At 42.8% G+C, this 14,071-nt stretch carries 14 protein-coding genes; 10 read left to right on the top strand and 4 right to left on the bottom strand.

Going from position 1 to position 14,071, the window contains the following annotated elements; all coding sequences use genetic code 11:
* Positions 1-41 precede the first annotated feature (41 nt).
* The 6 genes from C7460_RS14045 to C7460_RS14020 all read left to right on the top strand — a co-directional run bounded on the left by C7460_RS14045 (position 42) and on the right by C7460_RS14020 (position 4,496).
* A complete protein-coding gene (locus tag C7460_RS14045; protein WP_245986362.1) occupies positions 42-716 on the top strand; it encodes a response regulator transcription factor in 675 nt (224 codons plus the stop codon).
* 158 nt (positions 717-874) lie between these two features.
* The gene (locus tag C7460_RS14040) at positions 875-1,342 is read left to right on the top strand and encodes a hypothetical protein (RefSeq protein ID WP_115868751.1); all 468 of its coding nucleotides are present in this window, start codon (positions 875-877) and stop codon (positions 1,340-1,342) included.
* A 227-nt stretch (positions 1,343-1,569) separates the two neighbouring features.
* Positions 1,570-2,070, top strand: a complete 501-nt coding sequence (locus C7460_RS14035; protein ID WP_115868750.1) for a hypothetical protein — start codon at positions 1,570-1,572, stop codon at positions 2,068-2,070.
* 13 nt (positions 2,071-2,083) lie between these two features.
* Positions 2,084-2,479: a hypothetical protein gene (locus C7460_RS14030; protein WP_115868749.1), complete on the top strand. Its 396-nt coding sequence runs from the start codon at positions 2,084-2,086 to the stop codon at positions 2,477-2,479.
* A gap of 12 nt (positions 2,480-2,491) precedes the next feature.
* The gene (locus C7460_RS14025) at positions 2,492-3,052 is read left to right on the top strand and encodes a hypothetical protein (protein ID WP_147302957.1); all 561 of its coding nucleotides are present in this window, start codon (positions 2,492-2,494) and stop codon (positions 3,050-3,052) included.
* Between the two features lie 109 nt (positions 3,053-3,161).
* Positions 3,162-4,496, top strand: a complete 1,335-nt coding sequence (locus tag C7460_RS14020) for a sensor histidine kinase (RefSeq protein ID WP_115868747.1) — start codon at positions 3,162-3,164, stop codon at positions 4,494-4,496.
* A 3-nt stretch (positions 4,497-4,499) separates the two neighbouring features.
* Here C7460_RS14020 and C7460_RS14015 read toward each other — a convergent pair whose 3' ends face one another.
* Positions 4,500-5,570 carry an o-succinylbenzoate synthase gene (locus C7460_RS14015; protein ID WP_115868746.1) on the bottom strand — a complete coding sequence of 357 codons (1,071 nt, stop codon included), beginning with the start codon at positions 5,568-5,570 and terminating at the stop codon, positions 4,500-4,502.
* 15 nt (positions 5,571-5,585) lie between these two features.
* Here C7460_RS14015 and C7460_RS14010 point away from each other — a divergent pair, with 15 nt between their 5' ends.
* Positions 5,586-6,770 carry an S-adenosylmethionine:tRNA ribosyltransferase-isomerase gene (locus tag C7460_RS14010; protein ID WP_115868745.1) on the top strand — a complete coding sequence of 395 codons (1,185 nt, stop codon included), beginning with the start codon at positions 5,586-5,588 and terminating at the stop codon, positions 6,768-6,770.
* A 4-nt stretch (positions 6,771-6,774) separates the two neighbouring features.
* Complete coding sequence (locus C7460_RS14005) at positions 6,775-7,689, top strand: mechanosensitive ion channel family protein (protein WP_115868744.1); 915 nt, start codon at positions 6,775-6,777, stop codon at positions 7,687-7,689.
* Here C7460_RS14005 and C7460_RS14000 read toward each other — a convergent pair.
* Together C7460_RS14000 and C7460_RS13995 are read right to left on the bottom strand one after the other, a co-directional pair.
* Positions 7,673-8,410 carry a DUF2490 domain-containing protein gene (locus tag C7460_RS14000; RefSeq protein WP_115868743.1) on the bottom strand — a complete coding sequence of 246 codons (738 nt, stop codon included), beginning with the start codon at positions 8,408-8,410 and terminating at the stop codon, positions 7,673-7,675. The two genes, C7460_RS14005 and C7460_RS14000, sit on opposite strands and share 17 nt — an antisense overlap.
* Before the next feature lie 107 nt (positions 8,411-8,517).
* Complete coding sequence (locus C7460_RS13995) at positions 8,518-9,426, bottom strand: DUF3078 domain-containing protein (RefSeq protein ID WP_115868742.1); 909 nt, start codon at positions 9,424-9,426, stop codon at positions 8,518-8,520.
* Between the two features lie 38 nt (positions 9,427-9,464).
* Between C7460_RS13995 and C7460_RS13990 the strand changes: the two genes are divergently transcribed.
* Positions 9,465-10,295, top strand: a complete 831-nt coding sequence (locus tag C7460_RS13990; RefSeq protein WP_115868741.1) for a DUF3298 and DUF4163 domain-containing protein — start codon at positions 9,465-9,467, stop codon at positions 10,293-10,295.
* On the opposite strand, the gene C7460_RS13985 is transcribed toward C7460_RS13990, so the two are convergent.
* Positions 10,289-11,974 carry an AMP-binding protein gene (locus C7460_RS13985; RefSeq protein WP_115868740.1) on the bottom strand — a complete coding sequence of 562 codons (1,686 nt, stop codon included), beginning with the start codon at positions 11,972-11,974 and terminating at the stop codon, positions 10,289-10,291. The two genes, C7460_RS13990 and C7460_RS13985, sit on opposite strands and share 7 nt — an antisense overlap.
* Before the next feature lie 1,769 nt (positions 11,975-13,743).
* Between C7460_RS13985 and C7460_RS24075 the strand changes: the two genes are divergently transcribed.
* Positions 13,744-13,986 (top strand): hypothetical protein, encoded by a 243-nt coding sequence (locus tag C7460_RS24075; protein ID WP_115868739.1) that lies wholly within the window; start codon positions 13,744-13,746, stop codon positions 13,984-13,986.
* The last annotated feature ends 85 nt before the right edge of the window (positions 13,987-14,071 follow it).

Here is a 14,071-nt window from a genome sequence, read left to right as displayed (position 1 = left end):
ATATCTAAAAAAGGCCTGATTTTTTAGATTTTTTTTTAAACTTGACAGACAAATTTGAAGGAGTACTTATGGCTGCAAAAACAATTATGCTGGTAGATGATCACAAGATCATTCGAGATGGGCTAAAACTGTATTTTGAAGATAGCGAAGAATATGACGTGGCTGCAGAAGCTGAAAATGGCAAACAAGCACTGGAAATACTGGAATCAAAGGATTTTGATCTGGTAATTACAGATATCAGCATGCCAGAGATGGATGGGATTACTTTCACTCAGAACCTGAGACAGGCGAAACCTGAACAAAAAATCATGGCCCTCACCATGATGGGTGAAAATCAGCACATCAAACACATGCTGTCTGCAGGTGTCAATGGGTATATCCTAAAAAACTCCAACCGAAGTGAGATTTTCAAAGCGATAGAAACGATCCTCAACGGTGAAAATTACTACTCCGGTGAGGTGACCAAGATCATCATGGACAGCATGTCAGGCAAAAAGAAACCTACACAAAGGCTGACACTCGAAACTCCACTCACCAACCGGGAAAAGGAAGTCCTCAAACTCATTGTCAAAGAACACTCCAATCAAGAAATAGCCGACGCACTGTTTATAAGCGTGCGAACTGTAGATGCTCATAAGCGAAACTTACTGGAAAAAACTGGCTGCAAAAATATAGCAGGACTAGTGGTGTACGCACTGGAACACGACATCACTTGAGTAGAAACAATCTGTTAAGTAATTTACCTAAGCCAATCTCCTAGGTGTAAAAGGAGAATATTTTAACGGTAAAACCTATCTTGAGAAAATAGGCTTATCGCACTTACATGCGCATCACGTACAGCAGAGTTTTGCGTTGTTCCCAACAACTCAAATTCATGTACAACAAACAAACATCCGTTCGGTCTCGAACGCTTACATTTTTTACTTTATTACTGCTGCTCACCCTAGGAGCGTCACCACTAACAGCGCAAAAACTTGAAATATCCGCCATTGGTCAGCAAACAGTGATGGGTATGCAGTCCGGCTATCAAGTAGCTACCAAGTCCTCTTCAGGGTTCGGAGTAGGGGTATTCGTACAATCTTCCAATCATTTCTCCTTAGAAACCTCCCCAACCAACTATCCATTTTATGGAGCATCGATCATGGCACCAATAGCCACTCAAGGAGACATACAAATACTCGCACACCTAAAATCTGGAATTGTCAACAATCAGTTCCTTATTGTATCTCCAGAAATAGAAACCCGACTAACCCTTACAGACGTATTTGCTCTGGGTGTGACAGCCGCACTGCGATCCAGAGAAGCAGCCATAGGAGGTAAAATCACTGCGAGAGTCTTCTAAAAGGTAAACTAAGTAAAAGCACTAAGTAAATCACCTACTCAGAACGCCTAATGTGAGCCTCTAAAAATAGGTGCTTTTACCTAAAAGACTACCCTACGGAGATTATACGCCGATTTTACGCTTAAAACCTAAATTTTCGATTAAGCATTTTACGCTTATATCAGAAGGCTTATTGGTCCAATTTTACATCACAATCAAGATTTATTTTTAACTATTCCCACCCACCCATGAAAACTGTTATATCACTTTTTGCACTAATGATGATAGCGAGTACTTACATCCAGGCACAAGGCTTTCAAGCCACTACTTATATAGAGCGTACACACGTAAGCCCTAAGGTAGGTACCGCTGTTGGCTACGAGTTTAACCAAACACAAATAGAAGTAGGTGGATTCTTCCAGCAGTCTACCGTAGAGTTACAAGCAGAAGCAGGCAGACCTTTGACCAGCGAAATGAACTTCATTGGAGCATATTTCGCTTACCCATTGCTGAATAAGGGAATTGCCTCCCTCAAACTGAATGTACGAACTGGCGTGTCAAATGGTGAAAACTTCTCTATCACTCCAAGTATACTAGCGAATGTAAAACCTCTACGAAACATCAGTCTGGGTGCAGGCGTAGGTACGCGTTCACTGAGACCCACATTCATGGCGAGCATTAGATTTCATCTCAACCCTGGAAACCGCGGAGGATCTTTTCTAGCAATAAATACGACAAACTCACAATAAAACTTAAGAACCGATGGAAAGTATTAGCCTAATTAACCTGCCAACCGCCAAAGTACAGCCTCAAAACTCCCGAGCCAATCGCCCCAAAATGGTGGAATACCATCAGGAGCAGGATGTACTCATTATCCGCGACACCTCAAATCTTTCCGTCCATCACCTCACACCCGTTTTAGAAATTGTAAGGCACCATCTAAGCCGCAAAGAAAGCATCAAGTGCTTCCTATATTTAAAGAAGATCCCAGGAGAAATAGCTGATTTGTTGACCAGTGTTTTCGAAATGTTTCAAGGCTATGACCTACAAGGACGCAAAATCCTGGTTAGCTGGTTTACGAAATCCACCAATTTTGAATCGATAGAAAACAACTACTCTGACCCCTATGGCCTAAACATCAACCTGCATACTTATTGATTGCAGCCATCAATGTCCCGACTATTTTACTTGACTTTGATCCTAATAGCAGTAGGTTGTGAGCCAGCATGGGAACCCACCTTCGAGGTTTTTACTATAAAAAAGGGTCACCACTACAGCAAAAAAACCATCCAACTGCTCCAATCCAACACGCTCTACTTCGATGTGATATTTGATGAAACGGCCAAGTATCAAGCACTCACCAAAGAAAACCAGTGGGACACACACAAGCTTCTAGGGTTTTCGGATTGCAATTCTCATCATCATAAAAATAGCGCCCGGTTTGGGTGGAGGTGGGTAGACAATGAGCTTCAAATCATGGCGTATTGCTATACCAATGGCAACCGTATCATCGAGCCTATCGGCACTGTGGCGTTAAACACGGTTAATACATTTCGCCTTACAATGACCTCAAACACGTACGATTTTCAGCTCAACCATCAAACCAAAATCAGCATAGAGCGGTCAGCAAATTGTTCTAAAGGTCTTTACTACATGTTGTTCCCATATTTTGGAGGAAATGAAGTGGCCCCACACGACATTCATCTACAAATACGGATGATTCAAAGCTAACCACTTGAAAATCTAATAAATAATAGCGTACTTTAACCCTTACAACCAGTCCAAAGCAACCGAATCAACCAGGCAAGACCAACCATGTGCTATAAAGAAAAACCCGCCTATGCATTCTTATATTCCCAACCGGAAATTTGGACTGTTCAAACAATACATCGAGCATACTTCCGGAAACCTTTTATTGATCAACAATGATGGGGAAATACTTGCCACAAGTCCACCATCTCAGGTGCTATTTGGTGAACTTACCGGCAAAAATTTCAACCTGATCTTTCCAGGCATTGACCTTGATAGCGCTGGAAAAGAGCACATCATCATCAATAACAAGCGATATGTCATCACACTCATCGCCCACAAGGAAGAAGAAATTGTCCTTGCAGAACTAGTAGCTACTTCGCTTTCCCAGCAAGCCTTATCCATTACTCCTGTCTCAAGAGAGCCCTACCTGTACAATTACAAAATGATTCAAGCCTTAGTTTCAGGACTACCGGCTGTGATTTTCAGGTTTAGACAGCCCCCTCGGGGCGGATACGAGTTTATTAGCGACCAGATAAATACCCTTACTGGTTATCAACGAAAAGATTTTGCTCCCTATGGTAAAATGAAACTACATGACCTGGCCTCTGTACAGGATCAAAGAGAGATAGCCAATAAAATGAACAAAGCCGCGCAATCACTCACTCCCTATACCATTCAGTACAAAATCACCACACGTAATCACGAACAAAAATGGCTTCATGAATCATCTCATTTTGTACGCGAAAATGATGTGGTGTACTGCGAGGGGGTGATCACAGATATTACAGCTGATCTTCAGCAAACCTCGGCTTCATTAAAAGGTGCTTTAGAATCAGAAGACCTAACCAACTATGAAGTAGCTCACGCGATGCAAGAGGGTGTACAGCAGCAGCTGACAGCAGCTCTTTATGCTTTTGAAGCTGTAAAAAACCAAATGCCATCAGACAACCAGGTGTTTAAATCAGGTTTGGATGCCTTAAGAAATGGCATAGACCAGGCACGCACCGCAAGTACTCGAATTGCACCTAAGACATTGAGTGATTTCGGTATAATAGATACGCTGACCGAACTTGCAGAAAGTCTGACACGTCAGAGTGGAGTTAGCATTGAATTTAATACCAACTGCCAACAACTTAATCTACCTTATTTCCAGGCTACTTCGCTGTATAAAATATGCAAAGAAGCTCTGGATAACAGCTTGAAGCATGCCAATGCCTCAGCAATATGTGTGCAGCTGTACAAAAAAGGCAGTTGTATTCTGCTTTCGATCGAAGATGATGGAAATGGGTTTGAGGAAGATAACGTACCACATGGCCAAGGACTTGGTATGATGCGAGCACGAGCCCAAGCACTCAACTCCTCACTCCTGCTGGACAGCAAGACCAAGCGGGGCACTTCAGTTGCATTAGAAATAACGATATAAAATTCAGAAAGGCAGGTCCCATTGCTGTTTAGTGTCGATACCCAAATAAGCTCCGCTGATACACAGGGGACTCGATATATTATTGGAATATAACTGACCTGTACCTAGCCCCTGATATCCTATATCGGAAAAATTCCCAGCGAATTGACTCACGGCATTCAAGCCTATATTACTTTCCAGTGCTGAGGTTAGCCACCAGCCTATATTCATCTGATTGGCCAGCCTAATCCACTCCAGGGTCTGCTTAAACCCACCTAGCAGGGTTGGTTTTAGTATGATGTATTGGGGACGCAACATTTTAAGCAGCTCTTGCTTCTGAGAAAACTCAGCCACACCAATGAGCTCTTCATCCAATGCTATGGGTACAGGTGTGCGCTTACAGATAAGCTGCATGGCCTCCCACTGTCCTGGCATTATCGGCTGCTCTATAGAATGAACACCGTACTTAGCCAGCTCAGTCAGCCTGGCAAACACCTCATTCACTGGAAATGCTCCATTAGCATCTACACGTATCATCAGCGATTCAGACTCCTTTCGTAGCATTTCGATCAGGCGAAGCTCTTGCTCAAAATCGATGGCTCCTACCTTCAATTTTATACACTTGAATCCTTTGTTGAGCTTTTCGCTAATTTGAGTCTTCATAAACGACTCCTCCCCCATCCAAATTAACCCGTTAATGGGTATATCCTTGCTCCCTGTAGTAAAGTCATTATCAAAAAGCTGCATTTTACCGCCACCGATAAGGTCTAAAAATGCCGTTTCCAGCGCAAAACGAAGACTAGGCAGCTCCATACCCACGAGCTGATCCACCAATACCCAAACATCATCTTCATCAATAGGAATGGTGACTTTTTCGAGTTTTTCTGCCAGGTCAGGAAGCGCTTCCAGCACGTCAGCCACTGTCTCGGGAGAAAGCCCTACCAGCGGAGCTGCTTCACCATAGCCTTTTATGTCAGGCATGGACGATTGGTAGATTTTAAGGTATACTACATGATGCTTTCGCAAAATCCCACGCGAAGTACCGGCATCAAACTTAAAATCAAGCGTGTAGTCTTTATATTCGAGCTTTAACATACAGGGTAAAGAAAAATGCAGCCAGAAAGTTTAGATCTAAGAAACTATACCTACGAACTACCAGACGAAAAAATAGCGAAATATCCGCTAGAAGACAGAGCGAGCTCGAAGTTACTTTGCTATGACAATGGTCAAATCACCCATGGCCATTTCAGGGACATCTCCCAAAAGCTTCCAAGCGGCAGTTTTCTAGTCTTTAATGACACGAAGGTAATCCCTGCAAGGCTAATATTCTATAAGGAAACGGGCGCCAGGATCGAAATTTTCTTACTTGACCCTATAGCGCCTACCAATGTTTACGAAAGTGTGATGTCAGGCAAAGAGAGCTGTACATGGCATGCCATGATCGGCAATGCTAAAAAATGGAAAGAACACGCACTTACCATGCAGGTAGGTGATAACCTTTTGAAAGCCACTCGGGTGGCAGACGATCAGGTGAAATTTGAATGGACTAGTGACGACACTTTCTCCGATGTTCTCACTGCTATCGGAAAAATCCCCCTTCCTCCTTACCTTGGCAGAGAAGCTACAGACAAAGACATCCCCCGATACCAGACCATATACTCAAAACATGAAGGAGCTGTGGCAGCACCTACCGCAGGACTTCATTTTACTGAGGAAGTAATGAACAGCCTGAAGGCCCGCAAAATAGCAATTGACTACCTCACATTACATGTATCTGCAGGTACCTTCCAACCAATCAAAACAGACAATGTAGCGGACCACCCCATGCACCGCGAACAGGTAGTACTTAGTAAGACTAACATCGAAAACCTGCTCAACAATGATATACTGATACCTGTAGGCACTACGAGCATGCGTACTATGGAAAGCCTGTTTTGGTATGGTCAACTGCTCTCCGAAAATCCCGAAGCACCTTTTTTTGTAGAGAAATCCACTCCCTACAGAAAGGTACCAGTAATTTCGAAACAAGAAAGCTTACAAAATGTCTTATCTTATATGGAGAGAAACCAACTAGAAACTTTGATAGGACATACTGAAATATTTATCTATCCAGGTTATTCCTTCAAACTCTGTAAAGGGTTGATCACCAATTTTCACCTACCGGGCTCCACACTTATTCTTTTAGTAGCAGCGCTGATCGGTGATGACTGGAGAAAAGTATACCAGGAAGCCCTAAATGCGAACTATAGGTTTCTAAGTTACGGTGATAGCTCCCTGCTGCTACCTAACCAATAAGCACATGAATGAAACACTGGATGATCTTTGGGTGGAGGTAAGTGAAAGCTTTGAAGCCTTTCTAGACATTTTCACCACATCACTTTTCAAACTTGGGGTAAACGACATCAGCCTGGCCACTATCATCTACATGCTGATATCGTTCATCATTCTTACCTTCATAGCGCGTAGGGCAAAGAAAATCCTGGTAGAAAAAATACTTACCAGAGCAAACCTCGACAAAGGAGTGCGGGCATCCATTGGTACAATTACCAAATTTTTGATTCTCCTGGTAGGCAGCATAGTGATCATTCAATCTGCAGGGATAGATCTTACCGCACTTACACTAGTCGCCGGTGCCTTAGGAGTAGGTATTGGTTTTGGATTGCAAAACATCACCGACAATTTCATCAGTGGAGTTATAATCTTATTCGAAAAGCCCATAAAAATTGGTGACCGTATAGACGTGGGTGATGTTCAGGGAGATGTGATCAGCATTTCGTTTCGTGCCACCACCATACTCACCAACGACAACATTTCCATCATTGTACCGAATTCTGAATTTATATCCAGCAAAGTGATCAACTGGAGTCACAATGACCGCAATATTCGCTTTAGAATACCAGTAGGCGTAAGCTACAATGAAGATCCTGACAAAATAAAGAAAATCCTGCTACAAGTTGCAGATGCAAACCCCCATGTACTTAAGTCCCCACCGCCATCTGTTCTTTTTGATGCCTATGGGGATAGCTCACTCAACTTTTACCTCGCAGTGTGGACCTCCACGCATACGGACAAACCCCGCATACTAAAGAGCGAGCTCTATTTCGAAACATTCCGCAAGTTCAAGGAAGAAAACATAGAAATCCCCTTTCCTCAGCGGGACATTCACATTCGTACAGGTGACATCTCCCCTACTGAATCTAAAACTTCTGTGTGAGATACAAATTAAAGATATCTCGCTGTACATAGGTATTTTCGGCTTGCTGCTGGTACCAGTGAATATACCCCAGAGAAGCACCCAGCTTTTGAGTAACCTCGAAGCTTAGTCCTGCGCCTATTCTATTTTGATCATAAAGATTAGGTAGGCGTTGGTCTCCAAAATGCACCATGACTTCATTTGAAACATATGCAGAAACAGGCAATGCAGCTTCAGCATTTGTAATACGATAAGCTAACTGCCACTTAAATCGTGGGCGTATGTAGGCATAGTAGCCATCAGCTACTTGTGGGTTTCCTGTTGCATCCTGCGTCATTTTTTGCCGAATGCGGTTCTCAATGAGTATTCTTGTTTGAAAAGTCAGCCTATCACTCCACTGCTGCGACTGTTTGGCAAATACATGAGGCCTCCACTCTCCTGAGGTGACCTCCACATCTGCTTCCGGATCAGACGGTACGTTGATGGTCCACCGCAAAAAACCAACTCCTACTGCCCAACCATTGGTTAGCTTTCTGGTGGCATCTATCGTGTACAGCCACATATGCTGCCGGTTGTTCTTAAAGTACCTCCGGTCTTCAATACTCGCACCTAATGTCCAATTGTTTTTCAAACCAATTTGGGCCCGGTATTTCAACCAGTACAGGTCCTGATGAGTGACATCATGCTGGGCATAAGCGCTACTTACCATTACCAACAACAGTATTGCTACTATATTTTTCATATCTCGTGTATAAAAAAGAAGCCGACTCTAAATCGGAGGCGGCCTCTATTTGATAAATTCATTTACGAAGTTAGCTTGGCGCTTAGATTGAGCCAAAGCGATTTGCACTAATCTTTTTGTGCACCAAAATTATAGGCAAGCCCTGCACCAAATACATTTTTAAACTGCACTCTGGCCTCCTCTACTCCTTCGTCTGTTTCTGTTTTGATATCCTTGTCGTAAAGTAGATGTGTAAACAAGTTGGCCGATAGCACCTTATTGATTTTCATTACTATGGTCGTTTGCCAGTTTACGTCTATCACACCAAAATCCTCGATGTAATTGCTAAACAGCTCCAACCTGGACTCAAGATTCACATTTTGAATCACCTCATCTTTGTATTTCACACGAAAATATGAACCAAGCTCAGCTCTGACTTTCTCTCCTGGATCTACACCGTAGGCGCCCTTATCAGCCAGGGCCTGGTTGTTTACAAATGTGAACTTTCCCGTCACTGGCGTGTAGTTAAAGGATATCTTTTTGTTAGGCTTATAGTCGATACCGAGACCGACAGTAAGGTACCCCGGAACCATAAAATTGGAAATAAGACTATCTCTTCCGTCATCCGTCTGCACATATCCTTCATCAAACTGAGTACGAAAATCCAATAACGCACTAAAAAACCAATTACTACCTTCCTCACTCTTTATTCGGTAGCCGTATTTGGTAACAAAGTTTAGTTTATCGTCAGATTTCACAAAATCAGCGCCTTTACCCTGCTTGATGAGTCCGTATCCCATATCCAATGAATTCTCCCAGGTATGCCGGGCTTTCTTGTAATCAGCAAACACAGCCGTAGCTCCATTAATGGCCGTGTTTTCTGACCCTCCAGCTGACCAACTATCGCTCAGGTTTACCTGAGAAAAAGTAAGCGCTACAAAACCTCCGGACGTCCAATACGTGGTATCTTGCTGAGCAAACACCGAGCAAGAGCAGATTACGAATAAAGAAAAAAGCGTAAGTTGTCTTAGATTCATGATTCAGTTTATGATTTTTGTTGCAATTTAATTGACACATGCCTTTATTCATGACACAGTTCTCCAAATACACCAAAGAGTCTTACTTTTTACTTATCGCTCTCTTTCTATTCGTAGGTGCATGTGATAACCCAAAAGAGTCTAGAACTAGCTCTCCAGAAGCCCCGAACGAGGACATTAGGTTTGAGTATAGCATGACAAAAATAAGTGAACGAGCTAATGACTGCTCGTCGCAAAGTTGTAGCGAGGTAATAATCAACCTCCCCACATTTACTAAAGGCATCTCCTTACATGAAACGCTAAACAAGCGGGTAACGCAAAATGTTAAAAAAAATCTATCTGACCTGGTGATGCAAGACACAGAGCCTGACCTCAGCCTTACGGAATTAGCCAGGCGGTTTATCCAAAGCCATGAAGAATTCAAAGCTAACTTTCCAGAAAGCACCTCTCCATGGTACGTTCATATAGATGTATTGGTGGGTTACTCTACTGATGCTTTCGTTTCTCTGAGTGTGGCCACATCCAGTTATACCGGAGGAGCCCATCCAAATAGCATGGTGGAATATATAAATATCAGCAAAAAGGGTGAAGTGATTGAAGAGCCCGACTTTTTTGTATCATCTGAGAACGAGCTTAAAAACCTGGCCGAACAAAAATTCAGACAAACATTCGACATTCCTGACAGTCTAACCTATGCAGATAAAGGATACCTGTTTGAGAATAATGAATTTCAACTGACCAGTAACTTTGGCTTTACCAAAGCAGGCATGGTTTTTTACTACAATAGCTACGAAATAGCCCCATACGCAATGGGGCCATCTGTTTTAATCATTCCATTTCATGAGTTGAATGACTTAATAAGTCAATAGCTATTGGTTTCCGCATCCTTTTCTTTTAAAATCCTGCGCAATATTTTACCTACATTAGATTTAGGTAACTCATCAGTAAAAGCGATATACTTAGGACATTTGTAGCCTGTCAGCAGGTCCTTACAGTGTGTTTTCAACTCATCCTCTGTAAGGCTGGCATCCTTTGCAACTACATATGCTTTCACTGCTTCAGTAGATTTACTGTCAGGCACACCTATTACTCCCACTTCCAACACTTTAGGGTGACAAGCAATGGCGTCTTCTACTTCGTTGGGATATACATTAAACCCTGAAACCAGGATCATTTCTTTTTTGCGGTCAACGATCCGAACATAACCGTCTTCATCCATGGTAGCTATATCACCTGTTTTAAAATAACCGTTGATGAAGCATTTTTCTGTTTCTTCAGGGCGGTTCCAGTACCCCACAAAAACCTGAGGCCCTTTGGTACAAAGCTCTCCTTTTTCTCCTGGTGCCACTTCGTTACCATCATCATCCAGCAATTTCACATCCGTATCCGGTATAGGCAAACCAATTGTACCTACGCGATTACCGTCTTTGAGTGGGTTGATGCAAAGTGCAGGGGATGTTTCGGTGAGTCCGTATGCTTCCGCTATCTTGTTGCCGGTAATCTGCTCCCATTTATCAAAAACTGCTCGCTGCAAGGCCATACCACCCGCCAAAGCTACTTTCACTTTCTTGTGGTCTATCTCCTCAAACCCTGGAGTATTGAGCAATCCATTAAATAAAGTATTTACCCCAGTAATTAAGGTAAATGGATGTTTTTTGAGTTCTTTCACGAACCCTTTCATATCTCTTGGATTCGTAATTAGTATATTCTTTGCACCAATTTTAGCAGGTAAAAGGGCATGCGCATTTAATGCGAAAATATGATACAATGGCAATGCGGCTATAAAGATTTCCTCTCCATTTTTAAGATCACTTTGAGCAAGCCATGCCTCAATTTGCTGAAGGTTTCCAGTAAGGTTCCGGTGGGTGAGCATAGCTCCTTTAGACACTCCTGTAGTTCCTCCTGTGTATTGTAAAAATGCAAGATCCTCTGCTACTATCTTAGGCGGCACCAACGTATGCTGACTCCCCAGATTTAAGGCGTCTTTGAACGAAACAGCCTGAGGTAGTGAAAATGCAGGCACCATCTTTTTCACATACTTCACCACAAAATTTACCAATCCTCCTTTGACCCCTCCTATCAGATCTCCCAATTGAGTGATAATAACATGCTCAATGGCCGTCTCCTCTATAATCTCCTCCAGATTATGAGCAAAGTTGCTAAGGATAACAATGGCTTTGGCTTCAGAATCCACAAACTGGTGCTTCATCTCTGCGGGAGTGTATAATGGATTAGTGTTTACCACTGTAAGCCCTGCTTTCAATGCACCATACATTGCAATAGGGTTTTGCAAGACATTTGGCAATTGTATAGCGATCTTGTCCCCTTTTTTGAGCTTGAGATCATGTTGAAGATAGGAAGCAAAATCATCCGATAATTTCCCCAATTCCTCAAATGTGATCATTTTGCCCATATTTTCATAAGCTGGTCGATCACCATACTTTGCTCGGGATTCAGCAAAAAGGTCAGGAATCGATTGGTATTTATCAGCATCTACATGTTGTGGCACGTTTGCCGGATAACTTTTTAGCCAGGGTTGTTCGGTCATCATTCTAGGATTGTTTCCCTACTAATATAGATGGTGTATAGTGTACGTGCAACAGCAAAGCAGCCTTAAAGTGGGAGTTTTTGAGATTTTTATAAAATCAACACGATTCAATGCATTGTTTTTGGTAGATCAACACCTACACCCCTTAATGAAATGAGTAAAAGCCAAGAGATACCAATCACCTTGTCAATTAAGGAAGAAAGATTATTGGCGAGAATTTTCAAGTGAGAGAAATCAGAGCATACCTCTAATTGCTCCGCATTCAATAAAGCCCGAAAAAAGAAAAAGTTCTCAGCACTCACTTGCCGTGCGCCACTTGCCGTGCGCCACTAGTCGTGCATCACTAGCCGTGCGCCCTACCAAGACCAGATTCTCCGCAAGAGTTCTGCGAACAAACAAACAACATTAACCCAAAAATGGCTGTAGGGGAAGGATTCTTCCTCAGGAATGCCTGCGGCAGAACCTACACGGAGCAAATCAAAATTCCATGAAAATATGACAAAAAAAGAAAGAATTATGTGAATTGGTTGACGCACCAAGAGTTAAGTACTGGTCAGCTCTCTAGCTGAAAACAAAGGATAGCACACATAAGATATTACCCCTATAAAAAGAAAAAGGTCATGGCACCCACTGGCCGTGCGCCACTTGACGTGCGCCCTACCACGATCAGATTCTCAGCAGGAGTTCTGCGAACAAATAAACAACATTAAACCAAAAATGATGGCTGTAGGGGAAGGATTCTTCCTCAGGAATGCCTGCGGCAGAACCTACACGGAGCAAATCAAAATTCCATGAAAATATGACAAAAAAAGAAAGAATTATGTGAATTGGTTGACGCACCAAGAGTTAAGTACTGGTCAGCACTCTAGCAGAAAACGAAGGATAGCACAGAGTAAGATTCTTACCCCTATAAAAAGAAAAAGGTCGTGGCACCCACTGGCCGTGCGCCACTTGCCGTGCGCCCTACCAAGACCAGATTCTCCACAGGAGTTCTGCGAACAAATAAACAACATTAACCCAAAAATGGCTGTAGGGGAAGGATTCTTCCACAGGAATGCCTGCGGCAGAACCTTCACGGAGCAAATCAATGATCTACTGGAAATACAATGAATAGAGAGTGAATAACGAGAGCAGGCTTGCTCACAAACAATATAACAGGCAGGAATGTACTCTAGCGGAAAACAATGAATCAATCCGAAGCAATTAGCAGAGTCAGATACTGCCTCCATAAAAAGAAAAAGGTCGTGGCACCCACTGGCCGTGCGCCACTTGCCGTGCGCCCTACCAAGACCAGATTCTCCACAGGAGTTCTGCGAACAAATAAACAACATTAACCCAAAAATGGCTGTAGGGGAAGGATTCTTCCTCAGGAATGCCTGCGGCAGAACCTCCACGCAGCGCATCCATACTTCATTAAATTATGACAAAAAGAAGGAATAATTTGAATTGGTTGACACACCAAGAAATAAGTGCAGATCAGCACTCTAGCAGAAAACAAAGGATAAATCCGAAGTAATTAGCAGAGTCAGAAATTGACCCCCGTAAAAAGAAAAAGGTCCGTGGCACCCACTTGCTGTGCGCCCCACCACATCCAGATTCTCCGCAGGAGTTCTGCGAACAAATAAACAACATTAACCCAAAAATGGCTGTAGGGGAAGGATTCTTCCACGGGAATGCCTGCGGCAGAACCTCCAAGAGCGTATCAATACTTCATGAAAATATGACAAAAAGAAGGAATAATTTGAATTGGTTGACACACCAAGAAATAAGTGCAGATCAGCACTCTAGCAGAAAACAAAGGAAAGCACAGACAAGATATTTACCCCTATAAAAAGAAAAAGGTCGTGGCACCCCTACCACGACCAGATTCTCCACAGGAGTTCTGCGAACAAATAAACAACATTAACCCAAAAATGGCTGTAGGGGAAGGATTCTTCCTCAGGAATGCCTGCGGCAAAACCTCCACGCAGCGCATCCATACTTCATTAAATTATGACAAAAAGAAGGAATAATTTGAATTGGTTGACACACCAAGAAATAAGTGCAGATCAGCACTCTAGCAGAAAACAAAGGATAAATCCGAAGTAATTAGCAGAA

This window comes from Marinoscillum furvescens DSM 4134, assembly GCF_003386095.1.
Taxonomy (GTDB): Bacteria; Bacteroidota; Bacteroidia; order Cytophagales; family Cyclobacteriaceae; genus Marinoscillum; species Marinoscillum furvescens.
This window is presented reverse-complemented; position numbering and strand designations above follow the sequence as displayed.